Raw genomic sequence first — 18,200 nt, 5'->3', positions numbered from 1 at the left:
GTAGTGCTTGAAAAAAAGCACTACAAAACGTTTGACGAGCCAAAAAAGCGAAGGCATGATGGCCTCGCTCCCGCTAATCAGAGGCCCTGGCAAGGGCCTTCGAAGCGACGTTCGCACCTACCCCGCGAACCGCTTCGTGTCTGTACCGCCCACAAGGTGTGTTTGACGAGGTTGCCGACTGGAACGAAGTTGTCCCGAGGGACGGAAGCGTATTTAGGTAACCCGGCTTCACGCTGTAGTCCGTATAAAGGCCCACGACGCCCGAATGCGCCCGCAGTCCGCCACTACCTGCTCACTTCCCCTCGAGCCCATCGTTCATCCCGTCGCCTCCCCCGCCGAACCCGACTTGACCAACCTAAGCTTCTGGTCAGCGAGCGCAGGAATTTTCCACCGCAGAACAACTTTTCATAAAGACGCGACGAGGTTTATCTCCATGGCACTGACACGCGAACAGCAAATTGCAGCCCTTGAAAAAGACTGGGCTGAAAACCCGCGCTGGAAAGGCGTGACTCGCACTTATTCCGCTGCTGACGTCGTCCGTCTGCGTGGCTCGGTTCAACCTGAGCACACCTTTGCGAAAATGGGCGCCGAGAAGCTGTGGAACCTGGTGACCCAGGGTGCCAAGCCGTCCTTCCGCCCAGAGAAAGATTTCGTCAACTGCATGGGCGCCCTGACCGGCGGCCAGGCTGTTCAGCAGGTCAAGGCCGGTATCCAGGCGATCTACCTGTCGGGCTGGCAAGTGGCTGCGGACAACAACTCCGCAGAATCCATGTACCCGGACCAGTCGCTGTACCCGGTGGACTCGGTGCCAACCGTGGTCAAGCGCATCAACAACTCGTTCCGTCGTGCTGACCAGATCCAGTGGAAAGCCGGCAAGAACCCGGGCGACGAAGGCTACATCGACTACTTCGCGCCAATCGTGGCTGACGCTGAAGCCGGTTTCGGCGGCGTACTGAACGCCTACGAGTTGATGAAGAGCATGATCGAAGCAGGCGCCGCCGGCGTTCACTTCGAAGACCAACTGGCTTCCGTGAAAAAATGCGGCCACATGGGCGGCAAGGTACTGGTTCCAACTCAGGAAGCTGTACAGAAGCTGACCGCCGCCCGTCTGGCTGCTGACGTTGCCGGCACGCCGACCATCATCCTGGCGCGTACCGACGCCAACGCGGCTGACCTGCTGACTTCCGACTGCGATCCGTACGACCAGCCGTTCGTGACTGGCGAGCGTACTCAGGAAGGCTTCTACAAGGTACGCGCCGGTCTGGATCAGGCGATTGCCCGTGGCCTGGCCTACGCACCGTACGCTGACCTGATCTGGTGCGAAACCGCCAAACCGGATCTGGAAGAAGCCCGTCGCTTCGCTGAAGCGATCAAGAAGGAATACCCGGACCAACTGCTGTCGTACAACTGCTCGCCTTCCTTCAACTGGAAGAAAAACCTGGACGACGCGACCATCGCCAAGTTCCAGCGCGAACTGTCCGCCATGGGTTACAAGCACCAGTTCATCACCCTGGCTGGCATTCACAACATGTGGCACAGCATGTTCAACCTGGCGCACGACTACGCCCGCAACGACATGACTGCCTACGTGAAGCTGCAGGAGCAGGAATTCGCTGACGCCGCCAAGGGTTACACCTTCGTGGCTCACCAGCAGGAAGTGGGCACCGGCTACTTCGACGACATGACCACCGTGATTCAGGGTGGCTCGTCCTCGGTGACCGCGCTGACCGGTTCGACCGAAGAAGAACAGTTCCACTGATTCGACTTCGCTGAGCAAACGGCCTTTGCGGATCGTATAGAAAACTAACCGCAAAGCCGCAAAACTGACGCCCCGACTGGTTCGGGGCGTTTTTTTTTGCGCGCCGATTCCCCAAACACCACAGCCCCCCCTTGTGGGAGCGGGCTTGCTCGCGAAAGCGTAGTGTCAGCTTGCACATGCGCGACTGACCCACCGCATTCGCGAGCAAGCCCGCTCCCACAGGTTTAGCGCCCGCCGCGCGACAAAACATTGATCCAGACCAGTACTCAGGTCAGAAAAATCAGCTAAAACGGGCGCCACCGCTACTTGCAGTAACAGGCATATAAGACAACTTTCTGTTTACTGCACCGCTAAACAGTTACAAAACCCCTGCAAACGATATCAATTATCATTTAGCCGCAACTATGTTCGTTACATTCCCTAAAAAACATTATTTGCATAAACCCGGCTAATGCCCGCAACGCATGGGCTGCAGGGCATTGGAGGTACGCTATGTCCTTATTCCAATAAATAATTTCGCTATAGGAATTTTACTTGCCGGGTGTTTAGCCATAAAATCAGCGCGATTGATTGCTGCGACATATCGTCACTGCCTATTTCTTTATCAAGCTCAGAGACCTTTGCTCTCTGTTAAGGATTACCAGCATGCCCGAAGCGACAGGACTCATGGCCCACAACTGGGGCTTTGCCATTTTCCTTCTGGGTGTCGTCGGCCTGTGTGCCTTCATGCTTGGCGTCTCCAGCCTCCTCGGGTCAAAAGCCTGGGGCCGCAGCAAAAACGAACCGTTCGAGTCCGGCATGCTACCTACAGGTGGCGCCCGCTTGCGGCTCTCAGCCAAATTCTATCTGGTCGCGATGCTGTTCGTGATCTTCGATATCGAAGCCCTCTTTCTCTTTGCATGGTCTGTGTCCGTCCGCGAAAGCGGCTGGACCGGATTCGTCGAAGCTCTCGTTTTCATAGCAATTCTGTTGGCAGGTCTTGTCTACCTGTTCCGAGTGGGCGCCCTTGACTGGGCTCCGGAAGCTCGTCGCAAGCGGCAGGCGAAGCTGAAACAATGAGGCTTTGGCAATGCAATACAATCTCACCAGAATCGACCCCGATGCTCCTAACGAGCAGTATCCGATCGGCGAACGGGAAACCGTTTCCGATCCGTTAGAGGATCAAGTTCACAAAAACATTTTCATGGGCAAGCTCGAAGACGTGCTGAGTGGCGCGGTCAACTGGGGGCGTAAAAACTCCCTGTGGCCGTACAACTTCGGCCTTTCGTGCTGCTACGTGGAAATGACCACCGCCTTCACGGCGCCCCACGACATCGCGCGCTTTGGCGCCGAAGTTATCCGGGCATCACCGCGTCAGGCCGACTTCATGGTTATCGCCGGTACCTGCTTCATCAAGATGGCGCCGATCATTCAGCGTCTCTACGAGCAGATGCTCGAGCCTAAGTGGGTTATCTCCATGGGTTCGTGCGCCAACTCCGGTGGCATGTACGACATCTACTCCGTGGTTCAAGGGGTGGACAAGTTCCTGCCCGTGGACGTCTACGTACCTGGCTGCCCGCCTCGTCCAGAAGCATTCCTTCAAGGCTTGATGCTGTTGCAGGAATCGATTGGACAGGAGCGTCGTCCGCTTTCCTGGGTCGTTGGCGACCAAGGCGTTTATCGCGCCGACATGCCTTCGCAAAAGGATCAGCGCCGCGAACAGCGAATCGCAGTCACCAACCTGCGCAGCCCTGACGAAGTCTGATCCAGTCTGTTTCAAAGAAACGAGAAGCTGGCTTCATTCTTTACGTTGACCGAAAGCGAAAAAATAACCATGACTACAGGCAGCGCTCTGTACATCCCGCCTTATAAGGCAGACGACCAGGATGTGGTCGTCGAATTGAACAACCGTTTTGGCGCCGAAGCGTTCACCGCTCAGTCGACCCGCACCGGCATGCCGGTGCTGTGGGTGGCGCGCGCCAGACTCGTCGAAGTCCTGACCTTCCTGCGTAACCTGCCCAAGCCGTACGTCATGCTCTATGACCTGCACGGCGTGGACGAGCGTCTGCGCACCAAGCGTCAAGGGCTGCCATCGGGCGCCGACTTCACCGTGTTCTATCACCTCATGTCGCTTGAGCGTAATAGTGACGTGATGATCAAAGTCGCCTTGTCCGAAAGCGACCTGAGCTTGCCGACCGTCACCAGCATCTGGCCGAACGCCAACTGGTACGAGCGTGAAGTCTGGGACATGTACGGCATCGACTTCAAAGGCCACCCGCACCTGTCGCGCATCATGATGCCGCCTACCTGGGAAGGTCACCCGCTGCGCAAGGACTTCCCGGCGCGCGCCACCGAATTCGATCCGTTCAGCCTCAACCTCGCCAAGCAGCAGCTTGAGGAAGAAGCTGCGCGCTTCCGTCCTGAAGACTGGGGCATGAAGCGTTCCGGGGCCAACGAGGACTACATGTTCCTCAACCTGGGCCCGAACCACCCTTCGGCCCACGGTGCGTTCCGCATCATTCTGCAGTTGGACGGTGAAGAGATCGTCGACTGCGTGCCGGACATCGGTTACCACCACCGTGGTGCCGAGAAGATGGCCGAGCGTCAGTCCTGGCACAGTTTCATCCCGTACACCGACCGTATCGACTACCTCGGCGGCGTGATGAACAACCTGCCGTACGTGCTCTCGGTCGAGAAGCTGGCCGGCATCAAGGTGCCGGAGAAGGTCGACGTCATCCGCATCATGATGGCCGAGTTCTTCCGGATCACCAGCCACCTGCTGTTCCTGGGGACCTACATCCAGGACGTCGGCGCCATGACCCCGGTGTTCTTCACCTTCACCGACCGCCAGAAGGCGTACACGGTGATCGAAGCCATCACCGGTTTCCGTCTGCACCCGGCCTGGTACCGCATCGGTGGCGTCGCCCACGACCTGCCGCGCGGCTGGGACAAACTGGTGAAAGACTTCGTGGAGTGGCTGCCAAAGCGCCTCGACGAGTACACCAAGGCTGCCCTGCAGAACAGCATCCTCAAAGGCCGGACCATCGGCGTCGCCCAGTACAACACCAAAGAAGCCCTGGAATGGGGTGTCACCGGTGCCGGCCTGCGTTCGACCGGTTGCGACTTCGACCTGCGTAAAGCGCGCCCATACTCCGGCTACGAGAACTTCGAGTTCGAAGTACCGCTGGCCGCCAATGGCGATGCCTACGATCGCTGCATGGTGCGCGTCGAAGAGATGCGCCAGAGCATCAAGATCATTGACCAGTGCATGCGCAATATGCCGGAAGGCCCGTACAAGGCGGATCACCCGCTGACCACGCCGCCGCCGAAAGAGCGCACGCTGCAGCACATCGAAACCCTGATCACGCACTTCCTGCAAGTTTCGTGGGGTCCGGTCATGCCGGCCAACGAATCCTTCCAGATGATCGAAGCGACCAAGGGCATCAACAGTTATTACCTGACGAGCGACGGCGGCACCATGAGCTACCGTACCCGGATCCGTACTCCGAGCTTCCCGCACCTGCAACAGATCCCTTCGGTGATCAAAGGCAGCATGGTCGCGGACTTGATTGCGTACCTGGGTAGTATCGACTTCGTTATGGCCGACGTGGACCGCTAAGCATGAACAGCACGCTTATCCAGACAGACCGTTTCACCTTGAGTGAAACAGAGCGCTCGGCCATCGAGCACGAGCTGCATCACTACGAAGACCCGCGCGCGGCGTCGATCGAAGCCCTGAAGATCGTTCAGAAGGAACGCGGCTGGGTGCCGGATGGCGTCCTGTACGCGATCGGCGAGATCCTCGGCATCCCGGCCAGCGACGTTGAAGGTGTGGCGACGTTCTATAGCCAGATCTTCCGTCAGCCGGTCGGCCGTCACATCATTCGCGTCTGCGACAGCATGGTCTGCTACATCGGCGGCCACGAGTCGGTGGTCAGCGAAATCCAGAACAATCTGGGCATCGGCCTGGGTCAGACCACCGCCGACGGTCGTTTCACCCTGCTGCCTGTCTGCTGCCTCGGCAACTGCGACAAGGCACCGGCGCTGATGATCGACGACGACACCTTTGGCGACGTGCAGCCTGCCGGCGTGGCCAAACTGCTCGAGGGCTACGTATGACCCTGACATCTTTCGGTCCTGCCAACCGCATCAAGCGTTCGGCCGAGACTCACCCACTGACCTGGCGTCTGCGTGACGACGGCGAAGCCGTGTGGCTCGACGAATACCAGGCCAAGAACGGTTACGCCGCTGCGCGCAAGGCCTTCGCCGACATGGCTCAGGACGACATCGTCCAGACCGTAAAAGACGCCGGCCTAAAAGGTCGCGGCGGTGCAGGCTTCCCCACTGGCGTGAAGTGGGGCCTGATGCCCAAGGACGAATCCATCAACATCCGCTACCTGCTGTGCAACGCGGACGAGATGGAACCGAACACCTGGAAAGACCGCATGCTGATGGAGCAACTGCCCCATCTGCTGATCGAAGGCATGCTGATCAGTGCCCGCGCACTGAAAACCTACCGTGGCTACATCTTCCTGCGTGGCGAGTACACCACCGCCGCCAAGCACCTCAACCGTGCCGTGGAAGAAGCCAAGGCAGCAGGCCTTTTGGGTAAAAACATTCTGGGCAGCGGCTTCGATTTCGAGCTGTTCGTCCACACCGGCGCCGGGCGTTACATCTGCGGTGAAGAAACCGCACTGATCAACTCCCTCGAAGGCCGCCGCGCCAACCCGCGCTCCAAGCCGCCCTTCCCTGCCGCCGTCGGCGTGTGGGGCAAGCCGACCTGCGTGAACAACGTGGAAACCCTGTGCAACGTGCCGGCGATCATTGCCGACGGCGTTGAATGGTACAAATCGTTGGCCCGCGAAGGCAGCGAAGACATGGGCACCAAACTCATGGGCTTCTCCGGCAAGGTCAAGAATCCGGGTCTGTGGGAGCTGCCATTCGGCGTCACCGGTCGCGAACTGTTCGAAGACTACGCTGGTGGCATGCGCGACGGTTACAAGCTCAAGGCCTGGCAGCCAGGTGGTGCCGGTACCGGTTTCCTCCTGCCAGAACACCTCGACGCGCAAATGTATGCCGGCGGCATCGCCAAAGTGGGCACCCGGATGGGTACCGGCCTGGCCATGGCGGTGGACGACAGCGTCAACATGGTTTCCTTGCTGCGCAATATGGAGCAGTTCTTCGCTCGCGAATCCTGCGGCTTCTGCACCCCGTGCCGTGATGGCCTGCCATGGAGCGTCAAGCTCTTGATGGCCATCGAAGAAGGCCGCGGTCAGCCAGGCGACATCGAGACCCTGCTGGGTCTGGTCGGCTTCCTCGGCCCAGGCAAGACCTTCTGTGCTCACGCACCGGGTGCCGTGGAGCCGTTGGGCAGTGCCATTAAATACTTCCGTCCAGAGTTCGAAGCCGGTATCGCGCCCGCAAGCGCCGCCGTCCCGCCTCTGGCAAGGCCGATCGTAGTCGGCGCGTAAACGCTTAAAAAGGCGAAGGGTCCGTGCCCTTCGCCTTTCGTCCGATGACGCCTTTCGGGGCTGACTGGATTCGGACGGATAACAAGATTCCATTAGCCACGCCCGCTGACACCGGGCCAACGAAGACCTTTGAACCATGGCCACTATCCACGTAGACGGCAAAGCGCTCGAAGTCGACGGGGCAGACAACCTGTTACAGGCATGTCTGTCGCTGGGCCTCGACATCCCTTATTTCTGCTGGCACCCCGCGCTTGGTAGCGTCGGGGCCTGCCGCCAGTGCGCGGTCAAGCAGTACACCGACGAGAACGACACCCGTGGTCGCATCGTCATGTCCTGCATGACCCCTGCCACCGACAACACCTGGATCTCCATCGACGATGAAGAATCCAAGGCGTTCCGCGCCAGTGTTGTCGAATGGCTGATGACCAACCACCCGCACGACTGCCCTGTGTGCGAAGAAGGCGGTCACTGCCACCTGCAAGACATGACGGTGATGACCGGCCACAACGAGCGCCGTTATCGCTTCACCAAACGCACCCACCAGAACCAGCAACTGGGCCCGTTCATTTCCCACGAAATGAACCGCTGCATCGCCTGCTACCGTTGCGTGCGTTTCTACAAGGATTATGCCGGCGGCACCGACCTCGGTGTATTCGGCGCCCACGACAACGTGTACTTCGGTCGCGTTGAAGACGGCACCCTCGAAAGCGAGTTCTCCGGCAACCTCACCGAGGTCTGCCCGACCGGTGTGTTCACCGACAAGACTCACTCCGAGCGCTACAACCGTAAATGGGACATGCAGTTCTCGCCGAGCATCTGCCATGGCTGCTCCAGCGGTTGCAACATCTCCCCGGGCGAGCGTTACGGCGAACTGCGTCGCATCGAAAACCGTTTCAACGGTTCGGTGAACCAGTACTTCCTGTGCGACCGTGGCCGTTTCGGTTATGGCTACGTCAACCGCACCGACCGTCCACGTCAGCCACTGCTGGCCGACGGCACCAAGCTGGGCCTGGATCAGGCGCTGGACAAGGCGGCCGATCTGCTGCGCGGGCGCAACATCGTCGGTATCGGTTCGCCACGCGCCAGCCTCGAAAGCAACTACGCGCTGCGTGAACTGGTAGGCGCCGAGCATTTCTACTCCGGTATCGAAGCCTCCGAACTGGAGCGCATCCGTCTGGTCCTGCAAGTGCTCAAAGACAGCCCGCTGCCCGTGCCGAACATGCGCGACATCGAAGACCACGACGCCGTGTTCGTCCTCGGTGAAGACCTGACCCAGACTGCTGCGCGTATGGCTTTGTCCCTGCGTCAGTCGGTCAAGGGCAAAGCTGAAGACATGGCCGAAGCCATGCGTGTTCAGCCGTGGCTCGACGCCGCGGTGAAGAACATCGGTCAGCACGAACTGAACCCGCTGTTCATCGCCAGCCTGGCGGAAACCAAGCTCGACGACATCGCGGAAGAGTGCGTTCACGCCGCTCCGGACGATCTGGCGCGCATCGGTTTCGCCGTGGCTCACGCGCTGGATGCCAGCGCACCGGCCGTTGAAGGTCTGGACGCCGAAGCACTGGAACTGGCTCAGCGTATCGCTGACGCCCTGCTCGCGGCCAAACGTCCGCTGATCATCGCCGGTACTTCGCTGGGTTCCAAAGCCTTGATCGAAGCCGCTGCGAACATCGCCAAGGCCCTGAAGCTGCGCGAGAAGAACGGTTCGATCAGCCTGATCGTGCCGGAAGCCAACAGCCTTGGCCTGGCCATGCTCGGTGGCGAATCGGTCGACGCGGCGCTGCAAGCCGTGATCGACGGCAAGGCCGACGCCATCGTCGTGCTGGAAAACGATCTGTACACCCGCACCTCGAAAGCCAAGGTCGATGCCGCGCTGAACGCTGCGAAAGTAGTGATCGTTGCCGACCACCAGAAGACCGCCACCACTGACCGCGCGCAACTGGTTCTGCCAGCGGCGAGTTTCGCTGAAGGCGACGGTACTTTGGTCAGCCAGGAAGGCCGCGCCCAGCGCTTCTTCCAGGTTTTCGATCCGCAATACATGGATGCGAGCATCCTGGTTCACGAAGGCTGGCGCTGGCTGCACGCCCTGCGCTCGACCCTGCTGAACCAGCCGATCGACTGGACGCAACTCGACCACGTCACCGCTGCCGTGGCTTCGAGCACCGAGCAACTGGCGCGTATCGTCGACGCCGCGCCGTCTGCCGCGTTCCGCATCAAGGGTCTGAAACTGGCGCGTGAGCCGCTGCGTTATTCCGGTCGCACCGCGATGCGCGCCGACATCAGCGTTCACGAACCGCGCACCCCGCAAGACAAAGACACCGCGTTCGCCTTCTCCATGGAAGGTTACTCGGGCTCGGCCGAACCGCGTCAGCAAGTGCCGTTCGCCTGGTCGCCGGGCTGGAACTCGCCGCAAGCCTGGAACAAGTTCCAGGACGAAGTCGGTGGTCACCTGCGTGCTGGCGACCCGGGCACCCGCCTGATCGAAAGCTCCGGTGATTCGCTGAACTGGTTCGCTGCTGCTCCGCGCGCATTCAACCCGGCGCCGGGCACCTGGCAGGCCGTGCCGTTCTACCACCTGTTCGGCAGCGACGAAAACTCGTCGAAAGCCGCACCGGTACAGGAACGCATCCCGGCTCCGTACGTGGCGCTGGCCAAATCCGAAGCGGATCGCCTGGGCGTCAACGACGGTGCTCTGCTGAGCCTGAATGTGGCCGGCCAGACCCTGCGTCTGCCGCTGCGCATCAATGAAGAACTGGGCGCTGGTCTGGTGGCCTTGCCTGCGGGCATCGCCGGCATTCCACCGGCATTCGCCGGCCTGTCCGTCGACGGTCTGCAGGAGGCAGCGCAATGACCTGGTTCACCCCTGAAGTGATCGATGTGATCCTGACGGTCATCAAAGCCATCGTGATTCTGCTGGCCGTTGTGGTCGCGGGCGCGTTGCTCAGCTTTGTCGAACGTCGCCTGCTGGGCTGGTGGCAGGACCGTTACGGTCCGAACCGCGTTGGCCCGTTCGGCATGTTCCAGATCGCCGCCGACATGCTGAAGATGTTCTTCAAGGAAGACTGGACCCCGCCGTTTGCCGACAAGGTGATCTTCACCCTGGCACCGGTGGTGGCCATGTCCGCCCTGCTGATCGCGTTCGCGATCATCCCGATCACCCCGACCTGGGGCGTCGCGGATCTGAACATCGGCCTGCTGTTCTTCTTCGCCATGGCTGGTCTGTCGGTCTACGCGGTGCTGTTCGCCGGCTGGTCGAGCAACAACAAGTTCGCCCTGCTCGGCAGCTTGCGTGCTTCGGCGCAGACCGTGTCCTACGAAGTGTTCATGGGCCTGGCCCTGATGGGCATCGTGGTGCAGGTCGGCTCGTTCAACATGCGCGACATCGTCGAGTACCAGGCGCAGAACCTGTGGTTCATCATTCCGCAGTTCTTCGGCTTCTGTACCTTCTTCATCGCTGGCGTCGCCGTGACTCACCGTCACCCGTTCGACCAGCCGGAAGCGGAACAGGAACTGGCAGACGGTTACCACATTGAATATGCCGGTATGAAATGGGGCATGTTCTTCGTCGGTGAATACATCGGCATCATCCTGATCTCGGCGCTGCTGGTCACCCTGTTCTTCGGTGGCTGGCACGGTCCGTTCGGCATCCTGCCGCAACTGTCCTTCGTCTGGTTCGCACTGAAGACCGCGTTTTTCATCATGCTGTTCATCCTGCTGCGCGCTTCCATCCCGCGTCCGCGTTATGACCAGGTGATGGATTTCAGCTGGAAATTCTGCCTGCCACTGACCCTGATCAATTTGCTGATAACCGCTGCGGTTGTGTTGTGGAACACACCTGCGGTTGCGGTTCAGTGAGGATTTGACCCATGTTCAAATATATTGGCGACATCGTTAAGGGTACCGGTACCCAGTTGCGCAGCCTGGTCATGGTCTTCGGCCATGGCTTCCGCAAGCGCGACACCCTGCAATACCCGGAAGAGCCGGTCTACCTGCCACCACGCTACCGTGGTCGCATCGTCCTGACCCGTGACCCCGATGGTGAAGAGCGTTGCGTAGCCTGCAACCTGTGCGCCGTGGCTTGCCCGGTAGGTTGCATCTCGCTGCAGAAAGCTGAAACCGAAGACGGTCGCTGGTACCCGGACTTCTTCCGTATCAACTTCTCGCGCTGCATTTTCTGCGGTCTCTGCGAGGAAGCCTGTCCGACCACCGCAATCCAGCTAACTCCGGATTTCGAGATGGCCGAGTTCAAACGTCAGGACCTGGTGTACGAGAAAGAAGATCTTTTGATCTCCGGCCCCGGCAAAAACCCTGATTACAACTTCTATCGTGTTGCAGGTATGGCAATCGCTGGCAAGCCGAAAGGCTCTGCGCAGAACGAAGCCGAACCGATCAACGTGAAGAGCTTGCTGCCTTAAGGAAGAACGATGGAATTCGCTTTCTATTTCGCATCGGGTATCGCGGTTGTGTCCACGCTACGTGTGGTCACCAACACCAACCCTGTGCACGCCCTGCTCTACCTGATCATCTCGTTGATCGCCGTGGCCATGACCTTCTTCGCACTCGGCGCACCGTTCGCCGGCGTGCTGGAAGTGATTGCCTACGCCGGCGCCATCATGGTGCTGTTCGTGTTCGTGGTGATGATGCTGAACCTGGGTCCCGCCTCGGTTCAGCAGGAACGCACCTGGCTCAAGCCCGGCATCTGGGCGGGGCCGGTGATTCTCGCCGCCCTGCTGCTGGCCGAACTGCTGTATGTGCTGTTCGCTCACCAGAGCGGTCAGGCCATCGGCCACACCACCGTCGATGCAAAAGCCGTGGGCGTCAGCCTGTTCGGCCCGTATCTGCTGGTGGTCGAACTCGCCTCGATGCTGCTGCTCGCTGCAGCCGTCACGGCGTTCCATTTGGGCCGTAACGAGGCGAAGGAGTAAGACATGCCTGCTATCCCTCTCGAACATGGATTGGCCGTTGCCGGCATCCTGTTCTGCCTTGGTCTGGTCGGCCTGATGGTCCGCCGCAACATTTTGTTCGTGTTGATGAGTCTGGAAGTGATGATGAACGCCTCTGCCCTGGCCTTCATCGTTGCGGGCGCCCGCTGGGCGCAACCGGATGGACAGATCATGTTCATCCTGGTGATCAGCCTGGCAGCCGCCGAGGCCAGTATTGGCCTGGCGATCCTGCTGCAACTGTATCGCCGCTTCCACACGCTCGATATCGACGCTGCCAGTGAGATGCGCGGATGAACCTAATCTTTCTGACTTTTGTATTCCCTCTGATCGGTTTCCTGCTGCTGTCGTTCTCCCGTGGACGCTGGTCGGAAAACCTCTCGGCGCTGATCGGCGTGGGTTCCATCGGCCTGTCGGCGATTGTCGCCGCCTACGTCATCTGGCAATTCAACGTCGCGCCGCCCGAAGGCGGTCACTACACCCTGGTGCTGTGGAAGTGGATGGCGGTCGAAGGCTTCAAGCCTGACTTCGCCCTCTACATCGATGGCCTGTCGATCACCATGCTCGGCGTGGTGGTGGGCGTAGGCTTCTTGATCCACCTGTTCGCGTCCTGGTACATGCGCGGCGAAGCGGGTTACTCGCGCTTCTTCTCGTACACCAACCTGTTTATCGCCAGCATGCTGTTCCTGGTACTCGGCGATAACCTGTTATTCCTGTACTTCGGCTGGGAAGGCGTGGGCCTGTGCTCGTACCTGTTGATCGGTTTCTACTACAGCAACCGCAACAACGGTAACGCCGCACTCAAGGCCTTCATCGTGACCCGGATCGGCGACGTGTTCATGGCCATCGGCCTGTTCATCCTGTTCCAGCAAGTGGGCACGCTGAACATCCAGGAACTGCTGGTGCTGGCACCGCAGAAATTCCAGGTCGGCGACTTCTGGATCACCCTGGCGACCCTGATGCTGCTGGGTGGTGCGGTCGGTAAATCGGCGCAACTGCCACTGCAAACCTGGCTCGCGGACGCGATGGCGGGCCCGACCCCGGTGTCGGCACTGATCCACGCTGCAACCATGGTAACTGCCGGTGTCTACCTGATCGCCCGTACCCACGGTCTGTTCACCCTGGCGCCGGAAATCCTCCACCTGGTCGGCATCGTTGGCGGTGTGACGCTGGTTCTCGCAGGTTTCGCCGCACTGGTACAAACCGACATCAAACGTATCCTCGCCTACTCGACCATGAGCCAGATCGGCTACATGTTCCTGGCGCTGGGCGTGGGTGCCTGGGATGGCGCGATTTTCCACCTGATGACCCACGCCTTCTTCAAGGCCCTGCTGTTCCTTGCTTCCGGTGCGGTGATCGTTGCCTGCCACCACGAGCAGAACATCTTCAAGATGGGCGGTCTGTGGAAAAAACTGCCACTGGCCTACGCCAGCTTCATCGTCGGTGGTGCTGCACTGGCCGCCCTGCCACTGGTCACCGCAGGCTTCTACTCCAAGGACGAAATCCTTTGGGAAGCGTTCGCCAGCGGCAACCACGGTCTGCTTTACGCAGGTCTGGTCGGCGCGTTCATGACTTCGCTGTACACCTTCCGCCTGATCTTCATCACGTTCCACGGTGAAGCCAAGACTGAAGCCCACGCCGGTCACGGCATCTCGCACTGGCTGCCACTGTCGGTGCTGATCGTGCTGTCGACTTTCGTCGGCGCCATGATCGTCCCACCGCTGCACGGCGTACTGCCGGAAAGCGTTGGCCATGCCGGTGGCGAAGCCAAGCACAGTCTGGAAATCGCCTCGGGCGCCATCGCCCTGGCCGGTATCCTGCTGGCGGCCCTGCTGTTCCTCGGCAAGCGTCGCTTCGTGACGGCGATCGCCAACAGCGGCATCGGGCGTTTCCTTTCGGCCTGGTGGTTCGCTGCCTGGGGCTTCGACTGGATCTACGACAAACTGTTCGTCAAGCCGTACCTTGCGATCAGCCATGTACTGCGCAGAGACCCGCTCGACCAGACCATCGGTCTGATCCCGCGTATGGCCAAAGGCGGTCACACCGCCCTGAGCCGCACCGAGACCGGTCAACTGCGTTGGTATGCCGCCTCGATGGCTGCTGGTGCCGTGCTGGTAATCGGCGCCATCGTGCTGGTAGCGGTCTGATATGAACCTTGCGAATTTGCGAAAGGAAACGAGCCCGTCATGATTCTGCCTTGGCTAATCCTGATCCCCTTCATCGGCGGCCTGCTGTGCTGGATGGGTGAGCGCTTCGGCGCTACCCTCCCCCGCTGGATTGCGCTGTTGACCATGACCCTGGAACTCGCCCTCGGCCTCTGGCTGTGGGCCCACGGTGACTATTCATTTGCTCCGGCGCCTGGCGCCGATCCGACCTGGGCGCTTGAGTTCAAGCACGTCTGGATCCAGCGCTTCGGCATCAACGTGCACCTGGCCCTCGACGGCCTGTCGCTGTTGATGATCCTGCTGACCGGCCTGCTGGGTATCCTCTCGGTACTCTGCTCGTGGAAAGAGATTCAACGTCACGTTGGCTTCTTCCACCTGAACCTGATGTGGATCCTGGGCGGCGTTGTCGGCGTGTTCCTCGCCCTCGACCTGTTCATGTTCTTCTTCTTCTGGGAAATGATGCTGGTGCCGATGTACTTCCTCATCGCGCTCTGGGGTCACAGTTCTTCGGACGGCAAGAAAACCCGGATCTACGCAGCGACCAAGTTCTTCATCTTCACTCAGGCTTCCGGCCTGATCATGCTGGTGGCGATCCTCGGTCTGGTGCTGGTCAACTTCAACAACACTGGCGTGATTACCTTCAACTACGCCGACCTGTTGAAGACCAAGATGTCGATGACCACCGAGTACATTCTGATGCTCGGCTTCTTCATCGCCTTCGCGGTCAAGCTGCCAGTCGTACCGTTCCACTCGTGGTTGCCTGACGCGCACGCCCAGGCGCCGACTGCCGGTTCCGTCGACCTCGCCGGTATCCTGCTGAAAACCGCTGCCTACGGTCTGCTGCGTTTCGCCCTGCCGCTGTTCCCGAATGCTTCGGCCGAGTTCGCGCCGATCGCCATGACCCTCGGTCTGATCGGGATCTTCTACGGTGCGTTCCTCGCGTTCGCGCAAACCGACATCAAGCGTCTGATCGCCTTCTCGTCCGTTTCCCACATGGGCTTCGTGTTGATCGGCATCTACTCCGGCAGCCAACTGGCGCTGCAGGGCGCCGTGATCCAGATGCTGGCGCATGGTCTGTCGGCCGCGGCACTGTTTATCCTCAGCGGTCAGCTGTATGAGCGTCTGCACACCCGTGACATGCGTGAGATGGGCGGTCTGTGGTCGCGTATCGCCTACCTGCCGGCGATCAGCCTGTTCTTCGCCGCCGCTTCGCTGGGTCTGCCGGGTACCGGTAACTTCGTCGGCGAGTTCCTGATCCTGATCGGTACGTTCGCCAGTGCGCCATGGATCACCGCGATTGCCACCTCCGGCCTGGTGTTCGGTTCGGTCTACTCGCTGATCATGATCCACCGTGCCTACTTCGGTCCGTCGAAATCGGATTCGATCCTGCACGGCATGGACGGTCGCGAACTGACCATGGTGCTGGGCCTTGCGGCGCTGCTGATTTACCTCGGCGTCTACCCGCAACCGTTCCTCGACACTTCCGCCGCCACGATGCATGGCGTGCAGCAGTGGCTCGGCACCGCCTTCACTCAACTCGCTTCGGCCCGGTAAGAGCGCTATGGAATTCACGATTCAACACTTTATTGCGCTAGCGCCACTGTTGATCACCAGCCTCACCATTATCGTGGTGATGCTGGCAATCGCCTGGCGCCGCAACCACTCGCAGACCTTCCTGATCTCGGTCGCCGGTCTGAACCTGGCCCTGCTGTCGATCCTGCCAGCCCTGAAAGTCGCGCCTCTGGCCGTGACCCCGTTGCTGCAAGTCGACACCTTCGCCTGCCTGTACATGGCGCTGATCCTGGTCGCCACCCTCGCCTGTGTAACCCTCGCCCACGCCTACCTCGGCGATGGCGGTTCGGGTTACCCGGGCAACCGTGAAGAACTGTACCTGCTGATCCTGATGGCCGCCGCCGGTGGTCTGGTTCTGGTCAGCGCGCAGCACCTGGCCGGTTTGTTCATCGGTCTGGAACTGCTGTCGGTGCCGGTCTACGGTCTGGTGGCTTACGCCTTCTTCAACAAGCGTTCGCTGGAAGCCGGCATCAAGTACATGGTGCTGTCGGCCGCCGGTTCCGCGTTCCTGTTGTTCGGTATGGCCCTGCTCTACGCTGACGCCGGCACCCTGAGCTTCGTCGGTATCGGTCAGGCGCTGGCCACCACCAACCTGCCGAGCTCGCTGGCGCAGCTGGGTCTGGGCATGATGCTGATCGGTCTGGCGTTCAAGCTGTCGCTGGTACCGTTCCACCTGTGGACGCCGGACGTGTACGAAGGTGCTCCGGCACCGGTCGCCGCGTTCCTCGCCACGGCGTCGAAGGTTGCCGTGTTCGCGGTGATGGTGCGTCTGTTCCAGATCTCCCCTGCCGCGAGCAGTGGCGTGCTGAGCGACGTACTGAGCGTGATCGCCGTCGCCTCGATCCTGTTCGGTAACCTGCTGGCCCTGACCCAGAGCAACCTCAAGCGTCTGCTCGGTTACTCGTCCATCGCGCATTTCGGCTACCTGCTGATCGCCCTGGTGGCGAGCAAGGGTCTGGCGGTGGAAGCCATCGGCGTGTATCTGGTGACTTATGTGATCACCAGCCTCGGCGCGTTCGGCGTGATCACCCTGATGTCCTCGCCGTACAACGGCCGTGACGCCGACGCGCTGTACGAGTACCGCGGCCTGTTCTGGCGCCGTCCGTACCTGACCGCGGTACTGACCGTGATGATGCTGTCGCTGGCCGGTATCCCGCTGACTGCCGGCTTCATCGGCAAGTTCTACATCATCGCCACCGGTGTCCAGTCGCATCAATGGTGGCTGGTCGGTTCGCTGGTACTGGGCAGCGCCATCGGCGTGTTCTACTACCTGCGTGTGATGGTCACCCTGTACCTGATCGAACCGAACCTGCGCCGCCACGACGCCCAGCTGCACTGGGAACAGAAGGCAGGCGGCGTAATGCTGCTGGCCATCGCCGTGGTCGCGTTCTTCCTCGGTGTGTACCCGCAGCCATTGCTGACTCTGGTTCAGCAGGCGGGTCTGGCGGGCTGATATTCGGCTGGCTGGAAACGGAAACGGCACCTTCGGGTGCCGTTTTTGTTTTACGGATTCTATGTAGCAACAAATAACCTGTGGCGAGGGAGCTTGCTCCCTCGCCACAATGGCATCACAGTTTCTTCACCATCGGTACACACGCCAGTTGCAGACCCGAAGGTGATTGATAAACCGCGCTCTCCTCCCCGACGTAACCGCAGCGCCGGTAAAAATCGGCAGCGTTCAACGTTGCGTCCAGACACACCTCGGTCAGCCCGAGATCCCGCGCCAAATCTTCGAGAAAGTACAGAACACGCTTGCCCAGCCCACGCTGCATGAAATCCGGGCGAATGAAGATCGCGCCGATTTCACGGTAATCCAGATCGAGCATGCCGGTCGCTACGGCTTCACCCTCGATGCAGCCCAGATAGAAATGTCTCTCCATCAGCGTGTCGTAGCCGTCTTCGGCCGCTCCTTTGGTCCAATCGAGCATTTGCTGCTCGCTATAGGCACCGATGCACTGATGCCGAATCGCTAGTCGCCGGATATCGAAGGCAATCTGGGCATCGTCCGGGGTAGCTCTTCTGATGTCGAACATTTCTCTCTCCATGAGGTATGTGCGGACGGGGCATGAAAAAGCCCCGTCCATTGCTGGCGGGGCTTTGGGTAACACGTCAAATGACAAACACGTATGACCTCATGGCCCGCCGGAAGCGGTCATGGAGAAGCACATCATGTTCATTCGAAGTTGGACAGTCATGGGGCGATAGTGCTGCGGATTGTTCCGACACGTCAATTGCTAAGCCTCCTCTCTACTCAATCGAACGTTCTCACCACACTCGTCGATTCGTCCTACAGGTGTTTTTACGACCGGCGTCT

15 protein-coding genes are annotated in these 18,200 nt (G+C 60.1%); 14 read left to right on the top strand and 1 reads right to left on the bottom strand.

Annotated elements, in window-relative coordinates; translation table 11 throughout:
- Positions 1–433: 433 nt before the first annotated feature.
- The 14 genes from aceA to nuoN all read left to right on the top strand — a co-directional run bounded on the left by aceA (position 434) and on the right by nuoN (position 17,339).
- Positions 434–1,759, top strand: coding sequence for an isocitrate lyase (gene aceA / locus ACOYXG_RS10030; protein ID WP_003223815.1), 1,326 nt, complete (start codon positions 434–436; stop codon positions 1,757–1,759).
- A 645-nt stretch (positions 1,760–2,404) separates the two neighbouring features.
- Positions 2,405–2,818, top strand: coding sequence for an NADH-quinone oxidoreductase subunit A (locus ACOYXG_RS10025; RefSeq protein ID WP_003223812.1), 414 nt, complete (start codon positions 2,405–2,407; stop codon positions 2,816–2,818).
- A 10-nt stretch (positions 2,819–2,828) separates the two neighbouring features.
- Positions 2,829–3,503 carry a NuoB/complex I 20 kDa subunit family protein gene (locus tag ACOYXG_RS10020; RefSeq protein WP_336840716.1) on the top strand — a complete coding sequence of 225 codons (675 nt, stop codon included), beginning with the start codon at positions 2,829–2,831 and terminating at the stop codon, positions 3,501–3,503.
- A gap of 69 nt (positions 3,504–3,572) precedes the next feature.
- Positions 3,573–5,357 carry an NADH-quinone oxidoreductase subunit C/D gene (gene nuoC, locus ACOYXG_RS10015; RefSeq protein ID WP_027614664.1) on the top strand — a complete coding sequence of 595 codons (1,785 nt, stop codon included), beginning with the start codon at positions 3,573–3,575 and terminating at the stop codon, positions 5,355–5,357.
- A 2-nt stretch (positions 5,358–5,359) separates the two neighbouring features.
- Positions 5,360–5,857, top strand: coding sequence for an NADH-quinone oxidoreductase subunit NuoE (nuoE, locus tag ACOYXG_RS10010; RefSeq protein WP_460357407.1), 498 nt, complete (start codon positions 5,360–5,362; stop codon positions 5,855–5,857).
- On the top strand, positions 5,854–7,209 hold the full coding sequence (nuoF, locus tag ACOYXG_RS10005; RefSeq protein WP_097088119.1) for an NADH-quinone oxidoreductase subunit NuoF: 1,356 nt from the start codon (positions 5,854–5,856) through the stop codon (positions 7,207–7,209). The genes nuoE and nuoF overlap by 4 nt, the downstream gene beginning before the upstream one ends.
- Before the next feature lie 136 nt (positions 7,210–7,345).
- Positions 7,346–10,060 (top strand): NADH-quinone oxidoreductase subunit NuoG, encoded by a 2,715-nt coding sequence (gene nuoG / locus ACOYXG_RS10000; RefSeq protein ID WP_460357404.1) that lies wholly within the window; start codon positions 7,346–7,348, stop codon positions 10,058–10,060.
- Complete coding sequence (nuoH, locus tag ACOYXG_RS09995; protein WP_007964859.1) at positions 10,057–11,064, top strand: NADH-quinone oxidoreductase subunit NuoH; 1,008 nt, start codon at positions 10,057–10,059, stop codon at positions 11,062–11,064. The genes nuoG and nuoH overlap by 4 nt, the downstream gene beginning before the upstream one ends.
- Positions 11,065–11,075: 11 nt before the next feature.
- On the top strand, positions 11,076–11,624 hold the full coding sequence (nuoI, locus tag ACOYXG_RS09990) for an NADH-quinone oxidoreductase subunit NuoI (protein ID WP_003223795.1): 549 nt from the start codon (positions 11,076–11,078) through the stop codon (positions 11,622–11,624).
- 9 nt (positions 11,625–11,633) lie between these two features.
- Entirely contained in the window at positions 11,634–12,134 is a 501-nt protein-coding gene (gene nuoJ, locus ACOYXG_RS09985) for an NADH-quinone oxidoreductase subunit J (RefSeq protein ID WP_003223793.1), read from the top strand.
- Positions 12,135–12,137: 3 nt separating this feature from the next.
- Entirely contained in the window at positions 12,138–12,446 is a 309-nt protein-coding gene (gene nuoK, locus ACOYXG_RS09980; RefSeq protein WP_003180046.1) for an NADH-quinone oxidoreductase subunit NuoK, read from the top strand.
- Positions 12,443–14,296: an NADH-quinone oxidoreductase subunit L gene (nuoL, locus tag ACOYXG_RS09975; protein ID WP_007964862.1), complete on the top strand. Its 1,854-nt coding sequence runs from the start codon at positions 12,443–12,445 to the stop codon at positions 14,294–14,296. The genes nuoK and nuoL overlap by 4 nt, the downstream gene beginning before the upstream one ends.
- A gap of 39 nt (positions 14,297–14,335) precedes the next feature.
- A complete protein-coding gene (gene nuoM, locus ACOYXG_RS09970; RefSeq protein WP_027614661.1) occupies positions 14,336–15,868 on the top strand; it encodes an NADH-quinone oxidoreductase subunit M in 1,533 nt (510 codons plus the stop codon).
- Between the two features lie 7 nt (positions 15,869–15,875).
- Positions 15,876–17,339 (top strand): NADH-quinone oxidoreductase subunit NuoN, encoded by a 1,464-nt coding sequence (gene nuoN / locus ACOYXG_RS09965; RefSeq protein ID WP_414887979.1) that lies wholly within the window; start codon positions 15,876–15,878, stop codon positions 17,337–17,339.
- 115 nt (positions 17,340–17,454) lie between these two features.
- Here the strand turns inward: nuoN and ACOYXG_RS09960 are convergent, their stop codons facing one another.
- Entirely contained in the window at positions 17,455–17,919 is a 465-nt protein-coding gene (locus tag ACOYXG_RS09960; protein ID WP_096795643.1) for a GNAT family N-acetyltransferase, read from the bottom strand.
- Positions 17,920–18,200 lie beyond the last annotated feature (281 nt).

It is taken from the genome of Pseudomonas sp. G3-39 (genome assembly GCF_054790485.1).
This window is presented reverse-complemented; position numbering and strand designations above follow the sequence as displayed.